The 18,217-nt window shown below is 69.7% G+C and carries 16 protein-coding genes; 11 read left to right on the plus strand and 5 right to left on the minus strand.

Features of this window, described 5'->3' with window-relative positions; all coding sequences use genetic code 11:
- Positions 1-119: 119 nt before the first annotated feature.
- The 4 genes from ACFPZI_RS27890 to ACFPZI_RS27905 all read left to right on the plus strand — a co-directional run bounded on the left by ACFPZI_RS27890 (position 120) and on the right by ACFPZI_RS27905 (position 6,430).
- Positions 120-860 carry a response regulator transcription factor gene (locus tag ACFPZI_RS27890; protein WP_381368488.1) on the plus strand — a complete coding sequence of 247 codons (741 nt, stop codon included), beginning with the start codon at positions 120-122 and terminating at the stop codon, positions 858-860.
- Complete coding sequence (locus ACFPZI_RS27895; RefSeq protein WP_381368491.1) at positions 857-1,969, plus strand: sensor histidine kinase; 1,113 nt, start codon at positions 857-859, stop codon at positions 1,967-1,969. The genes ACFPZI_RS27890 and ACFPZI_RS27895 overlap by 4 nt, the downstream gene beginning before the upstream one ends.
- A 303-nt stretch (positions 1,970-2,272) precedes the next feature.
- On the plus strand, positions 2,273-6,094 hold the full coding sequence (locus ACFPZI_RS27900) for a multifunctional oxoglutarate decarboxylase/oxoglutarate dehydrogenase thiamine pyrophosphate-binding subunit/dihydrolipoyllysine-residue succinyltransferase subunit (protein ID WP_381368493.1): 3,822 nt from the start codon (positions 2,273-2,275) through the stop codon (positions 6,092-6,094).
- 147 nt (positions 6,095-6,241) lie between these two features.
- Entirely contained in the window at positions 6,242-6,430 is a 189-nt protein-coding gene (locus ACFPZI_RS27905) for a DUF6104 family protein (protein ID WP_381368496.1), read from the plus strand.
- 239 nt (positions 6,431-6,669) lie between these two features.
- On the opposite strand, the gene ACFPZI_RS27910 is transcribed toward ACFPZI_RS27905, so the two are convergent.
- Positions 6,670-7,659: a hypothetical protein gene (locus ACFPZI_RS27910; protein ID WP_381368499.1), complete on the minus strand. Its 990-nt coding sequence runs from the start codon at positions 7,657-7,659 to the stop codon at positions 6,670-6,672.
- A gap of 212 nt (positions 7,660-7,871) precedes the next feature.
- On the opposite strand from ACFPZI_RS27910, the gene ACFPZI_RS27915 reads away from it, so the two are divergent.
- Both ACFPZI_RS27915 and ACFPZI_RS27920 read left to right on the plus strand, forming a co-directional pair.
- A complete protein-coding gene (locus tag ACFPZI_RS27915; protein ID WP_381368501.1) occupies positions 7,872-8,894 on the plus strand; it encodes a DUF4097 family beta strand repeat-containing protein in 1,023 nt (340 codons plus the stop codon).
- Position 8,895: 1 nt separating this feature from the next.
- Complete coding sequence (locus ACFPZI_RS27920) at positions 8,896-9,948, plus strand: PadR family transcriptional regulator (protein ID WP_381368504.1); 1,053 nt, start codon at positions 8,896-8,898, stop codon at positions 9,946-9,948.
- A 69-nt stretch (positions 9,949-10,017) separates the two neighbouring features.
- On the opposite strand, the gene ACFPZI_RS27925 is transcribed toward ACFPZI_RS27920, so the two are convergent.
- Together ACFPZI_RS27925 and ACFPZI_RS27930 are read right to left on the minus strand one after the other, a co-directional pair.
- Positions 10,018-10,983 carry a zinc-binding dehydrogenase gene (locus ACFPZI_RS27925; protein WP_381368507.1) on the minus strand — a complete coding sequence of 322 codons (966 nt, stop codon included), beginning with the start codon at positions 10,981-10,983 and terminating at the stop codon, positions 10,018-10,020.
- A gap of 195 nt (positions 10,984-11,178) precedes the next feature.
- Positions 11,179-12,417, minus strand: coding sequence for an NAD(P)-dependent malic enzyme (locus tag ACFPZI_RS27930; RefSeq protein WP_381368510.1), 1,239 nt, complete (start codon positions 12,415-12,417; stop codon positions 11,179-11,181).
- A 585-nt stretch (positions 12,418-13,002) separates the two neighbouring features.
- Here ACFPZI_RS27930 and ACFPZI_RS27935 point away from each other — a divergent pair.
- The 3 genes from ACFPZI_RS27935 to ACFPZI_RS27945 are packed head-to-tail and all read left to right on the plus strand — an operon-like array spanning position 13,003 to position 15,752.
- Positions 13,003-13,971 (plus strand): ABC transporter substrate-binding protein, encoded by a 969-nt coding sequence (locus ACFPZI_RS27935; RefSeq protein ID WP_381368513.1) that lies wholly within the window; start codon positions 13,003-13,005, stop codon positions 13,969-13,971.
- A gap of 33 nt (positions 13,972-14,004) precedes the next feature.
- Positions 14,005-14,943 (plus strand): amino acid ABC transporter permease, encoded by a 939-nt coding sequence (locus ACFPZI_RS27940; protein ID WP_381368516.1) that lies wholly within the window; start codon positions 14,005-14,007, stop codon positions 14,941-14,943.
- Between the two features lie 56 nt (positions 14,944-14,999).
- Positions 15,000-15,752 carry an amino acid ABC transporter ATP-binding protein gene (locus ACFPZI_RS27945; protein ID WP_381368570.1) on the plus strand — a complete coding sequence of 251 codons (753 nt, stop codon included), beginning with the start codon at positions 15,000-15,002 and terminating at the stop codon, positions 15,750-15,752.
- Positions 15,753-15,835: 83 nt separating this feature from the next.
- Here the strand turns inward: ACFPZI_RS27945 and ACFPZI_RS27950 are convergent, their stop codons facing one another.
- On the minus strand, positions 15,836-16,606 hold the full coding sequence (locus ACFPZI_RS27950; RefSeq protein ID WP_381368519.1) for a class I SAM-dependent methyltransferase: 771 nt from the start codon (positions 16,604-16,606) through the stop codon (positions 15,836-15,838).
- Between the two features lie 100 nt (positions 16,607-16,706).
- Between ACFPZI_RS27950 and ACFPZI_RS27955 the strand changes: the two genes are divergently transcribed.
- Entirely contained in the window at positions 16,707-17,336 is a 630-nt protein-coding gene (locus ACFPZI_RS27955; protein ID WP_381368521.1) for a CGNR zinc finger domain-containing protein, read from the plus strand.
- Here the strand turns inward: ACFPZI_RS27955 and sodX are convergent.
- Positions 17,240-17,674, minus strand: a complete 435-nt coding sequence (gene sodX / locus ACFPZI_RS27960; protein ID WP_381368523.1) for a nickel-type superoxide dismutase maturation protease — start codon at positions 17,672-17,674, stop codon at positions 17,240-17,242. The genes ACFPZI_RS27955 and sodX overlap by 97 nt on opposite strands.
- Before the next feature lie 144 nt (positions 17,675-17,818).
- Here sodX and sodN point away from each other — a divergent pair, with 144 nt between their 5' ends.
- Positions 17,819-18,214 carry a superoxide dismutase, Ni gene (sodN, locus tag ACFPZI_RS27965; RefSeq protein ID WP_004983535.1) on the plus strand — a complete coding sequence of 132 codons (396 nt, stop codon included), beginning with the start codon at positions 17,819-17,821 and terminating at the stop codon, positions 18,212-18,214.
- Positions 18,215-18,217: the final 3 nt, after the last annotated feature.

Genomic DNA, 18,217 nt, shown 5'->3' on the forward strand with positions numbered 1-18,217 from the left:
GCCGCGGTGACTCCCCGTACGCTGCTGCACGAACGCGGATCATCCAAGCGTCAATCGCAGTCATGCGCAGCAGCGGAATCTCCCCACGGATTCCGGAAAGCACACTTCAGGGGCGGGCGATGGAGCAGACACACACCTCCCACAACGGCACGGCGGCGACCACCCCGGGCGCACAGCGCCGGGTCCTGGTGGTCGAGGACGACGCGACGATCGTGGACGCCATCGCGACCCGCCTTCGTGCCGAGGGATTCCTGGTGCAGACGGCGGGCGACGGTCCGTCCGCCGTCGACACGGCGGAGGCATGGCAACCCGACCTGCTGATCCTCGACATCATGCTGCCGGGCTTCGACGGTCTGGAGGTCTGCCGGCGCGTGCAGGCCCAGCGGCCGGTGCCGGTGATGATGCTGACCGCGCGCGACGACGAGACCGACATGTTGGTCGGGCTGGGCGTCGGCGCCGACGACTACATGACCAAGCCGTTCTCCATGCGGGAACTCGCGGCACGCGTGCATGTGCTGCTGCGCCGCATGGAGCGGGCGGCCCTGGCGGCCTCCACCCCGCGCAGCGGCATCCTGCGCCTGGGTGAACTGGAGATCGACCACGCGCAGCGCAGGGTGCGGGTACGCGGCGAGGACGTCCATCTGACGCCCACCGAATTCGACCTCCTGGTGTGCCTGGCGAACACGCCCCGCGCGGTGCTCTCCCGGGAACAGCTGCTGGCCGAGGTCTGGGACTGGGCAGACGCCTCCGGCACCCGGACCGTCGACAGCCACATCAAGGCGCTGCGCCGGAAGATCGGCGCCGAGCGCATCCGTACCGTGCACGGCGTGGGCTACGCCCTGGAGACGCCGACGCCATGAGCGACGGGCCGGCCGCACGGAGAGACCCCGGGGATCCCGGTCCCTGGGGCGGCGTCCGCCCGTTCTCCATCAAGACCAAGCTGGGTGCGCTGGTCGTCGTCTCGGTGCTGATCACCACCGGGCTGTCGATGATCGCGGTGCACACCAAGACGGAACTGCGCTTCATCACGATCTTCTCGACGATCGCCACCCTGCTCATCACGCAGTTCGTGGCGCACTCCCTCACCGCGCCACTGGACGACATGAACGCGGTGGCCCGGTCCATCTCGCACGGCGACTACACCCGCCGGGTGCGCGAGAACCGCCGGGACGAGCTGGGCGACCTGGCCCAGACCATCAATGTCATGGCCGACGAGCTGGAGGCCCAGGACCATCAGCGCAAGGAGCTGGTGGCCAACGTCTCGCACGAGCTGCGCACCCCCATCGCGGGTCTGCGTGCGGTGCTGGAGAACATCGTCGACGGCGTCACCGAGGCCGACCCCGAGACCATGCGCACGGCGCTGAAGCAGACCGAGCGGCTGGGGCGTCTCGTGGAGACGCTCCTCGACCTGTCCCGCCTGGACAACGGGGTCGTCCCGCTGCGGCGGCAGCGGTTCGAGGTGTGGCCGTATCTCTCCGGTGTGCTCAAGGAGGCCAACATGGTCGCCTCCGCGCGTGCGGGCATGACCACCGGCTCCGGCGGCCACACGCGCACGGACGTCCACCTGAGCCTCGACGTCTTGCCACCGGAACTCACCGCGCACGTCGACCCGGAGCGCATCCACCAGGTCGTCGCCAACCTCATCGACAACGCGGTCAAGCACAGCCCGCCGCACGGCCGGGTGACGGTCAAGGCCCGGCCCGGCCCGCAGCCGGACTCGCTCCGGCTGGAGATCCTGGACGAGGGGCCCGGCATTCCGCGGACCGAATGGCACCGCGTCTTCGAGCGGTTCAACCGCGGCAGCGTCAACCAGCCGCACGGTCCGGGCAGCGACGGGGGCACCGGTCTCGGCCTGGCGATCGCCCGCTGGGCCGTCGATCTCCACGGCGGACGGATCGGGGTGGCCGAATCCGAGCGGGGTTGCCGAATTCTTATCACTCTTCCGGGCGTCTCTCCCTCGTCAGGTTGACGTAGGGTGCCAAGCGGAGCCGCAAGATCCATGTGCGTTCGCGCTGATGGGCACGTGTGATCAGGCACAGATTCGGTCCCAGGCCCGTGGAGCGAGTGCGCCGGGTCGCGGCCGACCCGTTCCCGATGCGTCCCGACAGCGCAGAACCACGGTTGTTTCCCGCCATTTCCTGCGCCGAAACACCCTCCGAGATGTGACTTACGCGACGTTGAACGGGCCCGGCCTGACCTTCTCAGTCAGGGAGGCGTAGCCTTAATTTCCGCTGTCCATCATCTTGTGAAGCGGAAGAGGGCGGTTGACGCCGTGTCGCCACAGTCCCCCAATAACTCGAGCATCTCGACCGACACCGATCACGCGGGCAAGAACCCTGCCGCGGCCTTCGGTGCCAACGAATGGCTCGTCGACGAGATCTACCAGCAGTACCTCCAGGACCCGAACTCGGTCGACCGGGCCTGGTGGGACTTCTTCGCCGACTACAAGCCGGGCGCCCCTCAGGCCTCGGCTCCGGTGAGCAACGCGGTGACGGGGACCGCTGGCACGACGACGGCCGCGCCGGCCACTCCGGCCCAGCCCGCCGCCACGCCCGCGCCCGCTGTCCCGCAGCCCGCCGCACCGCCGGCTGCCGCCGCACCGCCGGCTGCCCAGCCGGCCGCGAAGGCCCCGGCGCCCGCTCCGGCGAAGGCCGCTCCGGCCGCCGCCAAGCCGGCCGCCGCGAAGTCCCAGGCACCCAAGGCGCAGCCCGCCGACGGGGCCAAGCAGGGCCCCGAGCAGGTGACGCTGCGCGGTCCGTCCGCGGCCGTCGCGAAGAACATGGACGCCTCCCTGGAGGTGCCCACGGCCACGTCCGTGCGCGCGCTCCCGGTGAAGCTGCTGTTCGACAACCGCATCGTCATCAACAACCACCTCAAGCGTGCCCGCGGCGGGAAGATCTCCTTCACGCACCTCATCGGCTACGCGATGGTCCAGGCCATCAAGGCGATGCCGTCGATGAACTGGCACTACGCGAAGGTGGACGGCAAGCCCACCCTGGTGAAGCCGGAGCACATCAAGTTCGGTCTCGCCATCGACCTGGTCAAGCCGAACGGCGACCGCCAACTGGTCGTCGCGGGCATCGAGAAGGCCGAGACGCTGAACTTCTTCGAGTTCTGGCAGGCCTATGAGGACATCGTCCGTCGCGCCCGCGACAACAAGCTGACGATGAACGACTTCACGGGCGTCACGGTCTCGCTGACCAACCCCGGCGGCCTCGGCACCGTCCACTCCGTGCCGCGCCTGATGCCGAACCAGTCGGTGATCCTGGGCGTCGGCTCCATGGACTACCCGGCGGAGTTCCAGGGCACCAGCCAGGACACCCTGAACAAGCTCGGCATCTCGAAGGTCATGACGCTCACGTCGACCTACGACCACCGGGTGATCCAGGGTGCCGCCTCCGGCGAGTTCCTGCGCGCCGTGGCGAACCTGCTGCTCGGCCAGGGCGGCTTCTACGACGACATCTTCGAGGCGCTGCGCATCCCCTACGAGCCGGTCCGCTGGCTCAAGGACATCGACGCGTCCCACGACGACGACGTCACCAAGGCCGCCCGTGTCTTCGAGCTGATCCACTCCTACCGGGTCCGCGGCCACGTCATGGCCGACACCGACCCGCTGGAGTACCGCCAGCGCAAGCACCCCGACCTGGACATCACCGAGCACGGGCTCACCCTGTGGGACCTGGAGCGCGAGTTCGCGGTCGGCGGTTTCTCGGGCAAGACCCTGATGAAGCTGCGCGACATCCTCGGCGTGCTCCGTGACTCGTACTGCCGCACCACCGGCATCGAGTTCATGCACATCCAGGACCCGAAGCAGCGCAAGTGGATCCAGGACCGGGTGGAGCGCACGCACTCCAAGCTGGAGCGCGAGGAGCAGCTGCGCATCCTGCGCCGGCTGAACGCGGCGGAGGCCTTCGAGACCTTCCTACAGACCAAGTACGTCGGCCAGAAGCGCTTCTCCCTGGAGGGCGGCGAGTCCGTCATCCCGCTGCTCGACGCCGTGCTGGACTCGGCCGCCGAGTCCCGTCTCGACGAGGTCGTCATCGGCATGGCCCACCGCGGCCGGCTGAACGTGCTGGCCAACGTCGTGGGCAAGTCGTACGCGCAGATCTTCCGCGAGTTCGAGGGCAACCTCGACCCGAAGTCGATGCACGGCTCCGGCGACGTGAAGTACCACCTGGGCGCCGAGGGCACCTTCACCGGTCTCGACGGCGAGCAGATCAAGGTCTCCCTGGTCGCCAACCCCTCCCACCTGGAGGCGGTGGACCCGGTCCTGGAGGGCGTCTCGCGCGCCAAGCAGGACATCATCAACAAGGGCGGCACGGACTTCACCGTCCTGCCGGTGGCGATCCACGGCGACGCGGCCTTCGCGGGCCAGGGCGTGGTGGCCGAGACCCTGAACATGTCGCAGCTGCGCGGCTACCGCACCGGCGGCACCGTCCACGTCGTCATCAACAACCAGGTCGGCTTCACCGCCGCCCCCGAGTCCTCGCGCTCGTCGATGTACGCGACGGACGTGGCCCGCATGATCGAGGCCCCGATCTTCCACGTGAACGGCGACGACCCGGAGGCCGTGGTCCGCGTCGCGCGGCTGGCCTTCGAGTTCCGCCAGGCGTTCAACAAGGACGTGGTGATCGACCTCATCTGCTACCGCCGCCGCGGTCACAACGAGTCGGACAACCCGGCGTTCACGCAGCCGCTGATGTACGACCTGATCGACAAGAAGCGCTCGGTGCGCAAGCTGTACACCGAGTCCCTCATCGGTCGCGGCGACATCACCCTGGAAGAGGCCGAGCAGGCGCTGCAGGACTACCAGGGCCAGCTGGAGAAGGTCTTCACCGAGGTCCGCGAGGCGGCGTCCCAGCCGACGGCCGTGGAGCCCTCGGAGCCACAGGCCCAGTTCCCGGTGGCCGTCGAGACGGCGGTCACCTCGGAGGTCGTCAAGCGGATCGCCGAGTCGCAGGTCAACATCCCCGACCACGTCACCATCCACCCGCGTCTGCTGCCGCAGCTGCAGCGCCGGGCGGCGATGGTCGAGGACGGCACGATCGACTGGGGCATGGGCGAGACCCTCGCGGTCGGCTCGCTGCTCCTGGAGGGTGTCCCGGTCCGGCTGTCCGGCCAGGACTCGCAGCGCGGCACCTTCGGCCAGCGCCACGCGGTCGTCATCGACCGTGAGACGGGCGACGAGTTCACGCCGCTGTTGTACCTGTCCGAGGACCAGTCGCGGTACAACGTCTACAACTCCCTGCTCTCCGAGTACGCGGCGATGGGCTTCGAGTACGGCTACTCGCTGGCCCGTCCCGACGCGCTCGTGATGTGGGAGGCGCAGTTCGGCGACTTCGTCAACGGCGCGCAGACGGTCGTGGACGAGTTCATCTCCTCGGCCGAGCAGAAGTGGAACCAGACCTCCGGTGTGACCCTGCTCCTGCCGCACGGCTACGAGGGCCAGGGTCCGGACCACTCCTCGGCCCGCCCGGAGCGGTTCCTGCAGCTCTGCGCGCAGAACAACATGACGGTCGCGATGCCGACCTCGCCGTCGAACTACTTCCACCTCCTGCGGTGGCAGGTGCACAACCCGCACCACAAGCCGCTGGTCGTCTTCACCCCGAAGTCGATGCTGCGCCTGAAGGCCGCGGCCTCGAAGGCGGAGGAGTTCACCACGGGCCAGTTCCGCCCGGTCATCGGCGACGACTCGGTCGACCCGGCCGCGGTCAAGAAGGTCGTCTTCTGCACCGGCAAGGTCTACTACGACCTCGATGCCGAGCGGAAGAAGCGCGGCGTGACGGACACGGCGATCCTCCGCATCGAGCGCCTGTACCCGCTGCCGGGTACCGAGCTCCAGGCGGAGATCAAGAAGTACCCGAACGCCGAGAAGTACCTGTGGGCCCAGGAGGAGCCGGCGAACCAGGGTGCCTGGCCGTTCATCGCGCTCAACCTGATCGACCACCTCGACCTGGCGGTCGGCGCCGACGTCCCGCACGGCGAGCGTCTGCGCCGCATCTCGCGCCCGCACGGCTCGTCGCCGGCCGTCGGTTCCGCGAAGCGGCACCAGGCCGAGCAGGAGCAGCTGGTGCGTGAGGTGTTCGAAGCCTGACGGGCTTTTGCCTGACGGGCTTCTGAGCGACGCCGTCATGGGTCGTACGTGACCGGGCCGCATCCCCACTCCGGGGGTGCGGCCCGGTCACGTTTTCGGGGTTCGGCGCGGTTCGGCGCGGTTCGGCGCGCACATATTCTTGTCCTCATGTACTTCACGGACCGTGGCATCGAGGAACTGGAGAAGCGGCGCGGCGAGGAGGAGGTCACCTTCGAGTGGCTCGCCGAGCAGCTGCGGACGTTCGTCGACCTCAACCCCGACTTCGAGGTGCCGGTGGAGCGCCTGGCGACGTGGCTGGCCCGGCTGGACGACGACGAGGACGAGGACGAGGAGTAGGACCGGCCGACCGGGCCGACCTGCCGCGTGGGCGGGCGTGCCCCCTCGCGCGGATCCCGTTGAGCGTGCCCCGCCGCACGAGTGTGCCCCCTCGCGCGGATCCCGTTGAGCGTGCCCCGCCGCACGAGTGTGCCCCCTCGCGCGGATCCCGTTGAGCGTGCCCCGCCGCACGAGTGTGTCCCCTCGCGCGGGTCCTGCTGAGCGGGTCCCGCTGAGCGGGTGTGCCCCGTCGCGCGGGTTCAGTCGCGCGGGTGGGTGAGGACGTGGCTCGCCAGCGTGAGGGCGCCGTGGGCCAGCAGGAGCGTCCCCGCGACGATCCAGCCGCCGCTGTGGTGTCGTAGACCCCAGACGGCCAGCGGCAGGCCCGCGGCCATCTGGGCGAGGGCCAGGGCGGGCACGTCGGGCACGGACGACGGGTCGCCCGCGCGGGAGGGCCACAGCACGGGGGACCCGGCGTCGGTGGTGCCCTCCGGCCGGTCCGTCTCCCTCGCTTCGCACTCCCTCCGCTGCTTCTGCTCCTGGGCCTGTTCCTGGACCTGGTCCCTGCGCTCCTCCCTGCGCTCCTCCCTGCGCTCCTCCCTGCCCGTCGCGCTCTTCTCACCCCTCCCGCTCTTCTCTCCGCTCCCGTCCGCCTCGATCCGGCGGGTGTCCGGCTGGAGCCGGGCCGCTTCGAGCAGTCCGTCGGCGTTCTCACCGGGGACGAGTCCCGGGGGCAGGGATACGCCCGCGCGAGTGAGGACGGCGAGTACTCCGCTCAGCCGCGCGGAGGCGTCGGCGGCGGAATCGGGCTTGGTCAGCTCTTCCAGGGCCTGCTTGTCCAGAACCGGGTCGAGGCCGAGCCGGCCCGCGAAGGTGCGCATGGCCTCCTCCGTGCCGGCCGGTGTGCCGTCGGCCAGCCACACATAGCCGACGGGGCGGCGGAAGCCGGCGGCGAGCGTGAACCCGGCCCGCTCTCCGTCCCACCACAGAGCCAGCACCGGCCAGGAGACGCCGACGGCGAGCGCGATGGCCCAGCCGTTGACCACCCGGTCCACCGGGTCCGTGCCGGACCGCCAGGGCCCGCCCTCGGGGACGAGCACGCTCCACTCATCGCCGGCTCGGGCGAGCTGCATGCGTTCGTGCAGCAGCTGGGCGGCGGGGACGACGGATCCGGGCTCCGCGCGGCACAGCAGCAGGACTCCCGATACGGGGCGGGCCCGGCCGGCTACTTGGGATGGTTCCGTCGACATGGTCACACCGTAGGACAATTCACCCGCCTCGCATGGCGACCGATCACCAGAACGAGCGCCTTGACTTTCTCCGACCGCGATATATCGTGAATTACGTGAGACGCGATATGGCGCGTCGGGGCATGCGTGCGGCCATGTCCCGCACTCCTCGTCCCGCCGCTTCGCCCTCCGGTAGTCAGACAGTCCGGCAGCCCGGCCCAGGAGGTTCCACCATGTCCGAAAGGTCCGTCTCGGGGCCCGAGAAGCTCACTTTCGACGGCCCAGTGACCGAGCTCCACGTCCGCATCGTCAACGGAACGGTCAATGTGGTGGGTACGGACGAAGGTTCCGCCCGGCTGGAGGTCTCCGAGATCGAGGGACCGCCCCTGGTGGTGACCCAGCGGGACGGCGTCCTCACGGTGGCCTACGAGGACCTGCCCTGGAAGGGCTTCCTCAAGTGGCTGGACCGCAAGGGCTGGCGCCGCAGCGCGGTGGTCTCCCTGGCCGTTCCGGCGCAAACGCGGGTCGAGGTGGGTGTGGTCGGCGCCGGTGCCGTCGTCTCCGGGGTCAAGGGGCCGTCCGTGGTGAAGGGCGTCACGGGCGACGCGACCCTGGTCGCCCTCTCCGGCCCGGTCCGCGCGGACACGGTGTCCGGGAACATCGAGGCCCAGTCCGTCACCGGCGACCTCCGGTTCAACTCCGTCTCCGGCGACCTCACCGTGGTCGACGGCTCCGGCTCCACCGTGCGCGCGGACTCGGTCAGCGGCTCCATGATCGTGGACCTCGCTCCCGACGGTCCCACCGATATCCGGCTGACCAGCGTCTCCGGCGAGATCGCGATCCGGCTGCCCGATCCTGCGGATGCCGAGGTCGAGGCCAACACGGCGAGCGGCGCCGTCTCCAACGCCTTCGACGGCCTGCGGGTGCACGGCCAGTGGGGCGCCCACAAGATCACCGGCCGGCTGGGCGCGGGCACCGGCAAGCTGCGGGCCACCACCGTCTCCGGCTCCATCGCCCTGCTGCGCCGCCCGCCCCACGAGGAGGGGAGCGAGCCGTGGGACGCGCCGCCCGCCACCGAAGGCGGACCGGACACACCTGCGGACACACCCATGGACGGACCTGCGGGCCCGGGCGGCCCTGGGAGCGGGCCACGGGACGGCTCGGGGGACAATTCCGTCCCCGCTCCGGACCCCGGCTCCACCGACACCACACCAGGCGGCCCCACCGACGGCCCCACCGACAAGAAGGTGCTCTGACATGCCCCCCGTCTTCGCCCACGGACGCCTCCGCCTGTACCTGCTGAAGCTGCTGGACGAGGCCCCGCGCCACGGCTACGAGGTGATCCGTCTGCTCGAGGAGCGCTTCCAGGGGCTGTACGCGCCGTCGGCGGGCACGGTCTACCCGCGCCTGGCCAAGCTGGAGGCGGAGGGCCTGGTCACCCACACCACCGAGGGCGGCCGCAAGGTGTACTCGATCACGGACGCCGGCCGTGCCGAACTGGCCGACCGCAGCGACGAGCTGATCGACCTGGAGCTGGAGATCCGGGAGTCGGTCGCCGAGCTGGCCGCCGAGATCCAGGCCGACGTCCGCGGTGCGGCGGGCGACCTGCGCCGCGAGATGCGCGCCGCCGCCGGCCAGGCCCGCAAGGGCGGCCATGACGCGGGGGCGCCGGGCGAAGCCGATGCGGGGCCAGGCGATTTCACGGGCCCCGGTGAAAAGGAGGCCTGGCGTGCCGCGAAGGAGGAGATGCGCCGCGCCAAGCAGGAGTGGAAGGAACAGGCCCGGCGCGCGAAGGACGAGAGCCGCCGCGCCCGCGACGAGGCGCAGCGTGCCCGCAGTCAGGCCAAGGAGGCCCAGGACCGGGCCGCCGCCCAGGCCCAGGAGGAGGTACAGCGCATCGCCCGGCGGGTCCAGGAACAGGTGCAGGATTACTTCTCACGGGGCGACTGGCCGACAGGCCTGCGCGAGGGCCTGGGTGAGCTGGTCAAGGAGGTGGGTGAGTTCGGCAAGGACTTCGGCTTCGGCCGTACCGGCGCGGAGAGCGCCACCCCGGGGCCCGGACCGTCGTACTCCCAGACCCCGGAGGACTTCCCCGCCGACTACACCCCGGCCTGGGCGCACGAGGACACCACGGACTCCACCGGTGACCCCGCACGCGACCTGGACCGCCTGCTGGACCGCTTCCGGGACGACATCCGCGACGCGACCCGCGACCACGGCATCACCCCGGACCAGCTCCGCGAAGCCCGCCACCACCTGTCCACGGCCGCAGCCCGGATCGGAGCCCTCCTGCACACCCCGAAGCCCTGATCAGGAACCCACCGAGACGGTCAGCCGACCGTGGCAGGAATCCCCGCACTTTAGAGCGGGGAGCGGAAGTCAAGAACCAGTGAGCACGATCTTTCCGAACTGCCCGCCCGCCTCCATCCGCTCGAACCCTTCCCGGGCCCGGTCCATGGGCAGCACCTCGTCGATGACGGGCCGCACACCGGCGGCGGCGCAGAAGGCGAGCAGGTCCTCCAGTTCGTCCTTGCTGCCCATCGTCGACCCGACGACCTTGAGCTCCAGGAAGAAGATCCGGGTCAGCTCGGCGTGCGAGGGCCGGTCACCGCTGGTGGCACCGGAGATCACCAGCGTGCCGCCGGGCCTCAGCGACTTCACCGAGTGGGACCAGGTTGCGGCCCCCACCGTCTCGATGACCGCGTCGACCCGCTGCGGCAGCCGCGCCCCGGGCTCCAGCGCCTCCACCGCTCCCAGTTCCAGGGCCCGCTTCCGCTTCGCCTCGTCCCGGCTGGTGGCGAAGACCCGCAGCCCCGCGGCCCTGCCCAGCACGATCGCGGCGGTGGCGACGCCCCCGCCGGCGCCCTGCACCAGTACGGAGTCGCCGGGCCGCACCCCGGCGTTGGTGAACAGCATCCGGTACGCGGTCAGCCAGGCCGTGGGCAGGCAGGCCGCCTCCTCGAAGGACAGCTCCTTCGGCTTGGGCAGGACGTTCCAGGTCGGCACGGCGACCTGCTCGGCGAACGTGCCGGGGTAGCGCTCCGTCAGGATCGACCGGGGCTCCCCGGGACCCACCCCGTGGCCGGTCTGTCCGATCACGGAGTGCAGGACGACCTCGTTGCCGTCCTCGTCGATCCCGGCGGCGTCGCAGCCGAGGATCATCGGCAGCCGGTCCTCCGGGAGGCCGACGCCCCGCAGGGACCACAGGTCATGGTGATTGAGGGAGGCGGCCTTCACGGTCACGGTGCTCCAGCCGGGACGGGCCTCGGGAGCCGGAAGCTCCCCCAGCTCCAGACCGGAAAGCGGCTGGTCACGGTCGATTCGGGCGGCGTAGACAGCGAACATGACCTTGACGATAGGTCGCCCGCCCTCCTGACGGAACAACGCGTCGCTGTGAGACACGCCTTCTTGCCACCGCGCCCCGGCACGACCCGCCCCGGCCCTCCAGCCGCCGCCCGCAGGCCCTCCCCCGGAGAGGGGCCCCCACAAGAGAATCGGCCCCGTCCACCCAAGGACGGGGCCGACACACCTTCGCGCGCCTCAGCGGCGGGCGACGCCCTCCGCGCGGGCCGCCGCGGCGACTGCCGCGGTCACCGCCGGTGCGACCCGCTCGTCGAACGGCGACGGGATGACGTAGTCGGGGGCGAGGTCGTCCCCCACCACCGCCGCCAGCGCCTCGGCCGCCGCCAGCTTCATCCCCTCGGTGATCCGCGAGGCCCGCACCTGCAGGGCTCCGGCGAAGATGCCCGGGAACGCGAGCACGTTGTTGATCTGGTTCGGGAAGTCCGACCGCCCGGTGGCCACGACCGCCGCGTACTTGTGCGCGATCTCCGGGTGCACCTCGGGTTCGGGGTTGGCCATGGCGAAGACGAAGGCGCCCTCGGCCATCGACGCCACCGCCGGCTCCGGCACCGTACCGCCGGAGACGCCGATGAAGACGTCGGCCCCGGCCAGCGCGTCCTCCAGCGATCCGGAGAGCCCGGCCTTGTTGGTGAACCCGGCCAGCTCCCGCTTGATCGATGTGAGGTCCTCGCGGTCCCGCGAGACGACACCCTTGCGGTCGGCCACCGCGACATCGCCGATGCCGGCCTCGACCAGCATCTTCGCGATGGCGACACCGGCCGCGCCCGCGCCCGAGATCACGGCCCGCAGCTCGCCCAGGGTCCGCCCGCTCAGCCGCGCCGCGTTCCGCAGCGCCGCCAGCGACACGATCGCGGTGCCGTGCTGGTCGTCATGGAAGACCGGGATGTCCAGCCGCTCCTGGAGCCGCTGCTCGATCTCGAAGCACCGGGGCGCCGAGATGTCCTCCAGGTTCACGCCGCCGAAGGACGGGGCGAGCCGGACCACGGTCTCGACGATCTCGTCCACGTCGGTGCAGTTCAGAGCGAGCGGAATCGCATCCACGCCACCGAACTGCTTGAAGAGGATCGCCTTGCCCTCCATCACCGGGAGGGAGGCCTCGGGCCCGATGTCACCAAGTCCCAGCACGGCCGTACCGTCGGTGACGACGGCGACGACCGAGGACTTCCAGGTGTAGTCGTGGACGAGGTCCGGCTGCTCGGCGATCGCGCTGCACACCTTCGCGACGCCGGGTGTGTACGCCAGGGACAGGTCGTCCTTGTCGCGGAGCGGCACGGTGGCCTGCACAGCCATCTTGCCGCCGCGGTGCAGCGCGAATGCCGGGTCGAAGGACTCGAGGGGCTCGGCCCCGCCGTCCTGTTCCGCATGACCGGTCCGGCTTTCGCTGTCGCTGCGAGGATTGACAATCTCCGCTGCCACTTGGTTTTACCCCTTAATTGTTCATGGTTTGAGGGTTGCCGCTCCGGGTGAGGAGCGGGCGGGACCGCGCCGGGCCCGGTGGGTTGATGCGTCGGGCTCGAACACGACGGGCGCGCCGCACACGCGCCCTTGATCCCCGGATGAGGGGTGTAAAGCACCTTCTTACCGGACCGACGCCTTCGGCGACGAGTCCATAACGCAAAGGTCACATGCGGGTGTCAGGGCCCATCGATCAATTTCAGGACAAGGCCTGGACAAACACTCGGCAAGCGCTCAAGCCGCAGCAAACCCGACGGCCGAACGCTCCTCACCCCATCGAGGACCGAAGATCTTCCGGCCGCGATGGCGTAACCCAGCAGGCTGTCCGGCCGTGGTGGAGCGGAACAGTGCGGTTCGAGCGTCACCTGTTATCCGATTTTGACATGGCGAGCCCACTGAACGGCGCAGTCCGAATGGCAAGATGCGGTAATCACACAGAGTCGCGACACTCGAAGACTTGCACTTCCGTCGACTCGCGGCACTGCCGATCTCCATCGGCCGTGGCCGACCCCATCGGCATCCCACCCTTCCGCCGGAGGAACCACCATGACCGCACGTATCACCCGTCGTACCCCCGCCGCCAAGTCCCGACTGGCAGCGGCAGGTGCGATCGCGGTCGCAGGCGCCCTGCTCGTCACCGGCTGCGGTGACCAGACCAAGGACAACAGCAACGGCTCGGGCAACAGCGACACCGCGTCCAGCAGCGCCGCCCCGCTGGCCGGCAAGCTGCCCCAGGCGATCCGCGACAAGGGCGTCGTCAAGGTCGGCTCGGACATCGCGTACGCCCCGGTCGAGTTCAAGGACGCCTCCGGCAAGACGGTCGGCATCGACCCCGACCTCGCGGACGCCCTGGGCAAGCAGCTCGGCGTGACGTTCGAGTTCGAGACCGGCACCTTCGACACCCTGATCACGGGTCTGCGCTCCAAGCGGTACGACGTTGCCATGTCCGCGATGACCGACACCAAGGACCGCCAGGAGGGCGTTGACTCCGAGACCGGCAAGAAGGTCGGCGAGGGTGTCGACTTCGTCGACTACTTCACGGCCGGTGTGTCGATCTACACCAAGAAGGGTGACGACCAGGGCATCAAGACCTGGTCCGACCTGTGCGGCAAGAAGATCGTGCTGCAGCGCGGCACCGTCTCGGAGGACCTCGCCAAGGCCGAGGCCGAGAAGTGTCCGGCGGGCCGGAAGCTCAGCATCGAGTCCTTCGACAACGACCAGCAGGCCCAGACCCGCCTGCGCGCGGGCGGTGCCGACGCCGGTTCCTCCGACTTCCCGGTCGCCGCGTACGCCGTGAAGACCTCCGGCGGCGGCAAGGACTTCGAGCTGGTCGGCGAGCAGGTCGAGGCCGCCCCGTACGGCATCGCGGTCGCCAAGACCAACACCGAGCTGCGGGACGCGCTCAAGGCAGCACTGGACGCCGTGATCGAGAACGGCGAGTACCAGAAGATCATGGACAAGTGGGGCGTCGCGGAAGGCGCCGTCGACGAAGCCGTCATCAACGGCGGCAAGTGACCGCGGGCCTCGCGGCGCTGAAAGGCGACATCCATGACTGTTGACATCGACAAGACGACGGGGCCGGCCGACACGCCACCGGCCGGCCCGGAGGCCATCAAGGCCATCCCGGTCCGCCACTACGGGCGGTACGTCACCGCCGTCGTCACTCTCGCCCTGCTGGGCAGCATCGTCTACGCGTTCTCCCAGGGCAAGATCAACTGGGGCGCGATCCCGGACTACTTCTTCAACGACCGCGTCCTCAGCGGTGTGGGCAACACGCTCCTGCTGACCGTGCTGGCCATGGCGATCGGCATCGTCGGCGGCATCGTGCTGGCAGTGATGCGACTGTCGAGGAACCCGGTGACCTCGGCGATCGCGTGGTTCTACATCTGGTTCTTCCGCGGCACCCCGGTCCTGGTGCAGCTGATCGTCTGGTTCAACCTGGGCCTGGTCTTCGAGTACATCAACCTCGGGCCGTTCTACCGGGACGAGTGGTCGGACTTCATGACCCCGCTCCTGACGGCACTGCTGGGCCTCGGTCTCAACGAGGCCGCGTACATGGCGGAGATCTGCCGGGCCGGTCTGCTCTCGGTCGATGAGGGCCAGACCGAGGCGTCGCACGCGCTGGGCATGAGCCACGCCAAGACGCTGCGCCGCATCGTCGTCCCGCAGGCGATGCGCGTCATCGTGCCGCCCACGGGCAACGAGGTCATCAACATGCTGAAGACGACCTCGCTGGTGTCCGTGGTGCAGTTCTCGGAACTGCTCCGCGTTGCTCAGGACATCGGCCAGACCTCCGGTTCCCCGGCCGAGATGCTGTTCCTCGCGGCGGCCTGGTACCTGCTGCTGACCTCGGTCTTCAGCGTCGGCCAGTACTACCTTGAGCGTTACTACGCCCGCGGCTCCCTCCGCCAGCTGCCGGCGACACCGTGGCAGAAGGTGAAGGCGAACATGCTGTCCCTCGGCCGCCCGAAGGGAGGCGCGGCATGACCGACCAGGTGAAGGCGAGCGCGACGGACGCACCGGTGAAGGACCCCTCCGTTCCCATGGTCAAGGCGGAGGGCGTGCACAAGTCCTTCGGCCACCTGGACGTCCTCAAGGGCATCGACCTGGAGGTGAAGTCCGGCGAGGTGTTCTGCCTCATCGGCCCTTCCGGCTCCGGCAAGTCCACCTTCCTGAGGTGTATCAACCACCTCGAGAAGATCAACACCGGACGTCTGTACGTCGACGGGGAGCTGGTCGGCTACCGCCAGAAGGGCGACAAGCTGTACGAGCTCAAGGACAGCGAGGTCGCGCTGAAGCGCCGGGACATCGGCATGGTCTTCCAGCGCTTCAACCTGTTCCCGCACATGACCGCGCTGGAGAACGTCATGGAGGCGCCGGTGCAGGTGAGGGGCGTGAGCAAGGCGCAGGCCCGGGAGCGCGCGGGGCAGCTGCTGGAGCGCGTGGGCCTGGCTGACAAGGCCAGGAGCTACCCCGCGCAGCTCTCCGGCGGCCAGCAGCAGCGGGTGGCGATCGCGCGGGCGCTCGCCATGGACCCGAAGCTGATGCTGTTCGACGAGCCCACCTCGGCCCTCGACCCGGAGCTGGTCGGTGACGTCCTCGACGTCATGCGCGACCTGGCCGAGTCGGGCATGACGATGGTCGTCGTCACCCATGAGATGGGCTTCGCCCGCGAGGTGGGCGACAGCCTGGTCTTCATGGACGGCGGCGTGGTGGTCGAGTCCGGCCGCCCGCGGGACGTGCTGACCGATCCGCAGCACGAGCGGACGAAGTCGTTCCTGTCCAAGGTGCTCTGACACCGCGCGGGGCACACCGCGCGCGGGGGCAGGGGCGGTACGGATGACCTCCGTGCCGCCCCTGCCCCTGCGTGCGGCCGGCCTCACTTCAGCGCGAGCAGCAGGGTGTCCGACGGCGAGCACCACACCGGGCGGGCCTCGGCGAACCCCTTCTCGCGCAGTACCCGCGCCTGCCACGCCACGGACGGCATGTCGCCGTCGGCGTGCTCGCCGTAGATCTCGAAGCGGCGGGCGGTGGACTCGGCGAGGACGGGGTCCTCGGCTGCGACTTTCCACCATTCGGCCCAGTCGAGGACGCCGTTCCGCTTGGCTTGATCCATACGCGTGTGACGCTGGGTGCGCTCGGCCGCGTTGATCCGGGGGGTCGTCTCGTCGATCATGTGGTCCGCGTTCATGAAGACACCGCCGTCGCGGACCAGCTCCGCGACCTGTCCGTAGAGGTTCGCGAGGGGTTCGCTGTGCAGCCAGTGGAGGGCGGTCGCGGTCAGTACGGCGTCGTAGGAGTCATGGGGAAGCCGGGCGGGCCAGTCGGGGTCCTTGAGGTCGGCGGCGACGAAGGAGACCCGCTCGTCGCCCGCGAAGGTGCCCTCGGCGATGGTGAGCAGCGCCGGGTCCAGGTCGACGCCGGCGCTGGTGGCGTCCGGGAACCGGGCGAGCAGCCGGGCGGTGATGGTCCCCGTGCCGCAGGCGAGGTCCAGGACGCGCGGGGAGGTGCCGACGACGGCCTCCACCATGTCGAGCATGACCCGGAACCGCTCCTCACGGTCGGGCATGTACCACTCCTGCTGCCGGTCCCAGCTCTCCTGCCAGGCCTGCCAGTCGACCGTGGCCGTACTGGTGTTCATGTCCGCCATGAAGCCCCTCCCGCATCCATGAAACGTAATACCCTTACATCACGATCGCCTGTTACTTGATCGCGGATACGACCATAGACTTCCCGCGTAAGGACTACAAGTGGAACTGGCCTATTACTCGGACTACGCCGTGCGTCTCGTCAACACCGAGGAACCGGCCCGGGGCACGGACACCCTGACCTCGGTGGAGGCAGTCCGCGACCTGTTCGGTGCCAACCAGTCCGCTGCCCGGCGGGCGACCGAGGCGGACGTGACCCGGTTCCGTTCCGTCCGGGCCCGGTTGCGCGCGGTCTTCGAGGCAGCAAACGCGGGCGACGAGACGCTCGGTGTCGACCTGCTGAACTCGCTGCTGCTGGAGTTTCCGGTGAGTCCGCAGATCTCCGGGCACGACTTCCGTGACGACGACGGCCGCCCGCTGTGGCACATGCACCTGGCCGACCATCCGTCCAACGCGACCGCCGGCTACGCCGCCATCGCCGCGATGGGCCTGGCCTTCCACCTCACCGAGCACGGCGTGGACCGCCTCGGCCTGTGCGAGGCGCCGCCCTGCCGCAACGCCTACCTCGACACGTCGACCAACCGCTCCCGGCGCTACTGCTCGGACCGCTGCGCCACCCGAGCCAACGTGGCCGCCTACCGCGCCCGCAAACGCCTGGAGGCCGAGCGGACGGCGAACACCGGCCGGGCAGCCGACAGCGCCCAGCCCGCCACGGCCAGCGGTGACCGCTGAGCCGGTGTGCGCGGCCGGTAGCGCAGGCGGACCCGGCCGAGCACCAGCTCGTCGGGCACCACCCCGTAGTCGGTGCTGTCACCGCCGGCGTACCGGTTGTCCCCCAGCACCCACCAGCCGCCCTCGCGCCGCTCGGCGGCCCGTTTGACCACGAGCAGATCCTGCTGGAACGGGTGCCGCAGCACGATGACGCACCCCGGCCTGATCCGGGCCCCGTAGTGCACCAGGAGCCGGTCCCCGTGGAACAGAGTGGGCACCATGGACGGCCCCGTCACCTCGGCCACCCCGAAGGGCAGCGACGCCCCCGCCCGCTCGGCATCCTGCGACAGCTCCGGCATCACCCGGCACCTCCCCGGTTCTTCCTCCACCAGTCCCAGTCTGACCCCGGACTTTTGTCCTAAGCCCCTGGGGGCACTCGCGAAATCCACTCCTCTACGGAGTACTGTCCCTTGTGAGAAGACGATCACGAGGAAGGATGCTCCATGCTTTCCCGCCTGTTTGCCCCCAAGGTCAAGGTCAGCGCCCACTGCGACCTGCCCTGCGGCGTGTACGACCCGGCCCAGGCCCGCATCGAGGCAGAGTCGGTGAAGGCCGTCCAGGAAAAGATGGCCGGCAACGACGACCCCCACTTCCAGGCCCGCGCCACGGTCATCAAGGAGCAGCGCGCCGAACTGGCGAAGCACCACGTCTCCGTCCTGTGGAGCGACTACTTCAAGCCCCCGCACTTCGAGAAGTACCCGGAGCTGCACCAGCTGGTCAACGACACCCTGAAGGCCCTGTCGGCCGCCAAGGCCTCGACCGACCCGGCCACCGGCCAGAAGGCACTGGACTACATCGCCCAGATCGACAAGATCTTCTGGGAGACCAAGAAGGCTTGATCT

It is taken from the genome of Streptomyces chlorus, assembly GCF_042655885.1.
In the GTDB taxonomy this organism is placed as follows: domain Bacteria; phylum Actinomycetota; class Actinomycetes; order Streptomycetales; family Streptomycetaceae; genus Streptomyces; species Streptomyces chlorus.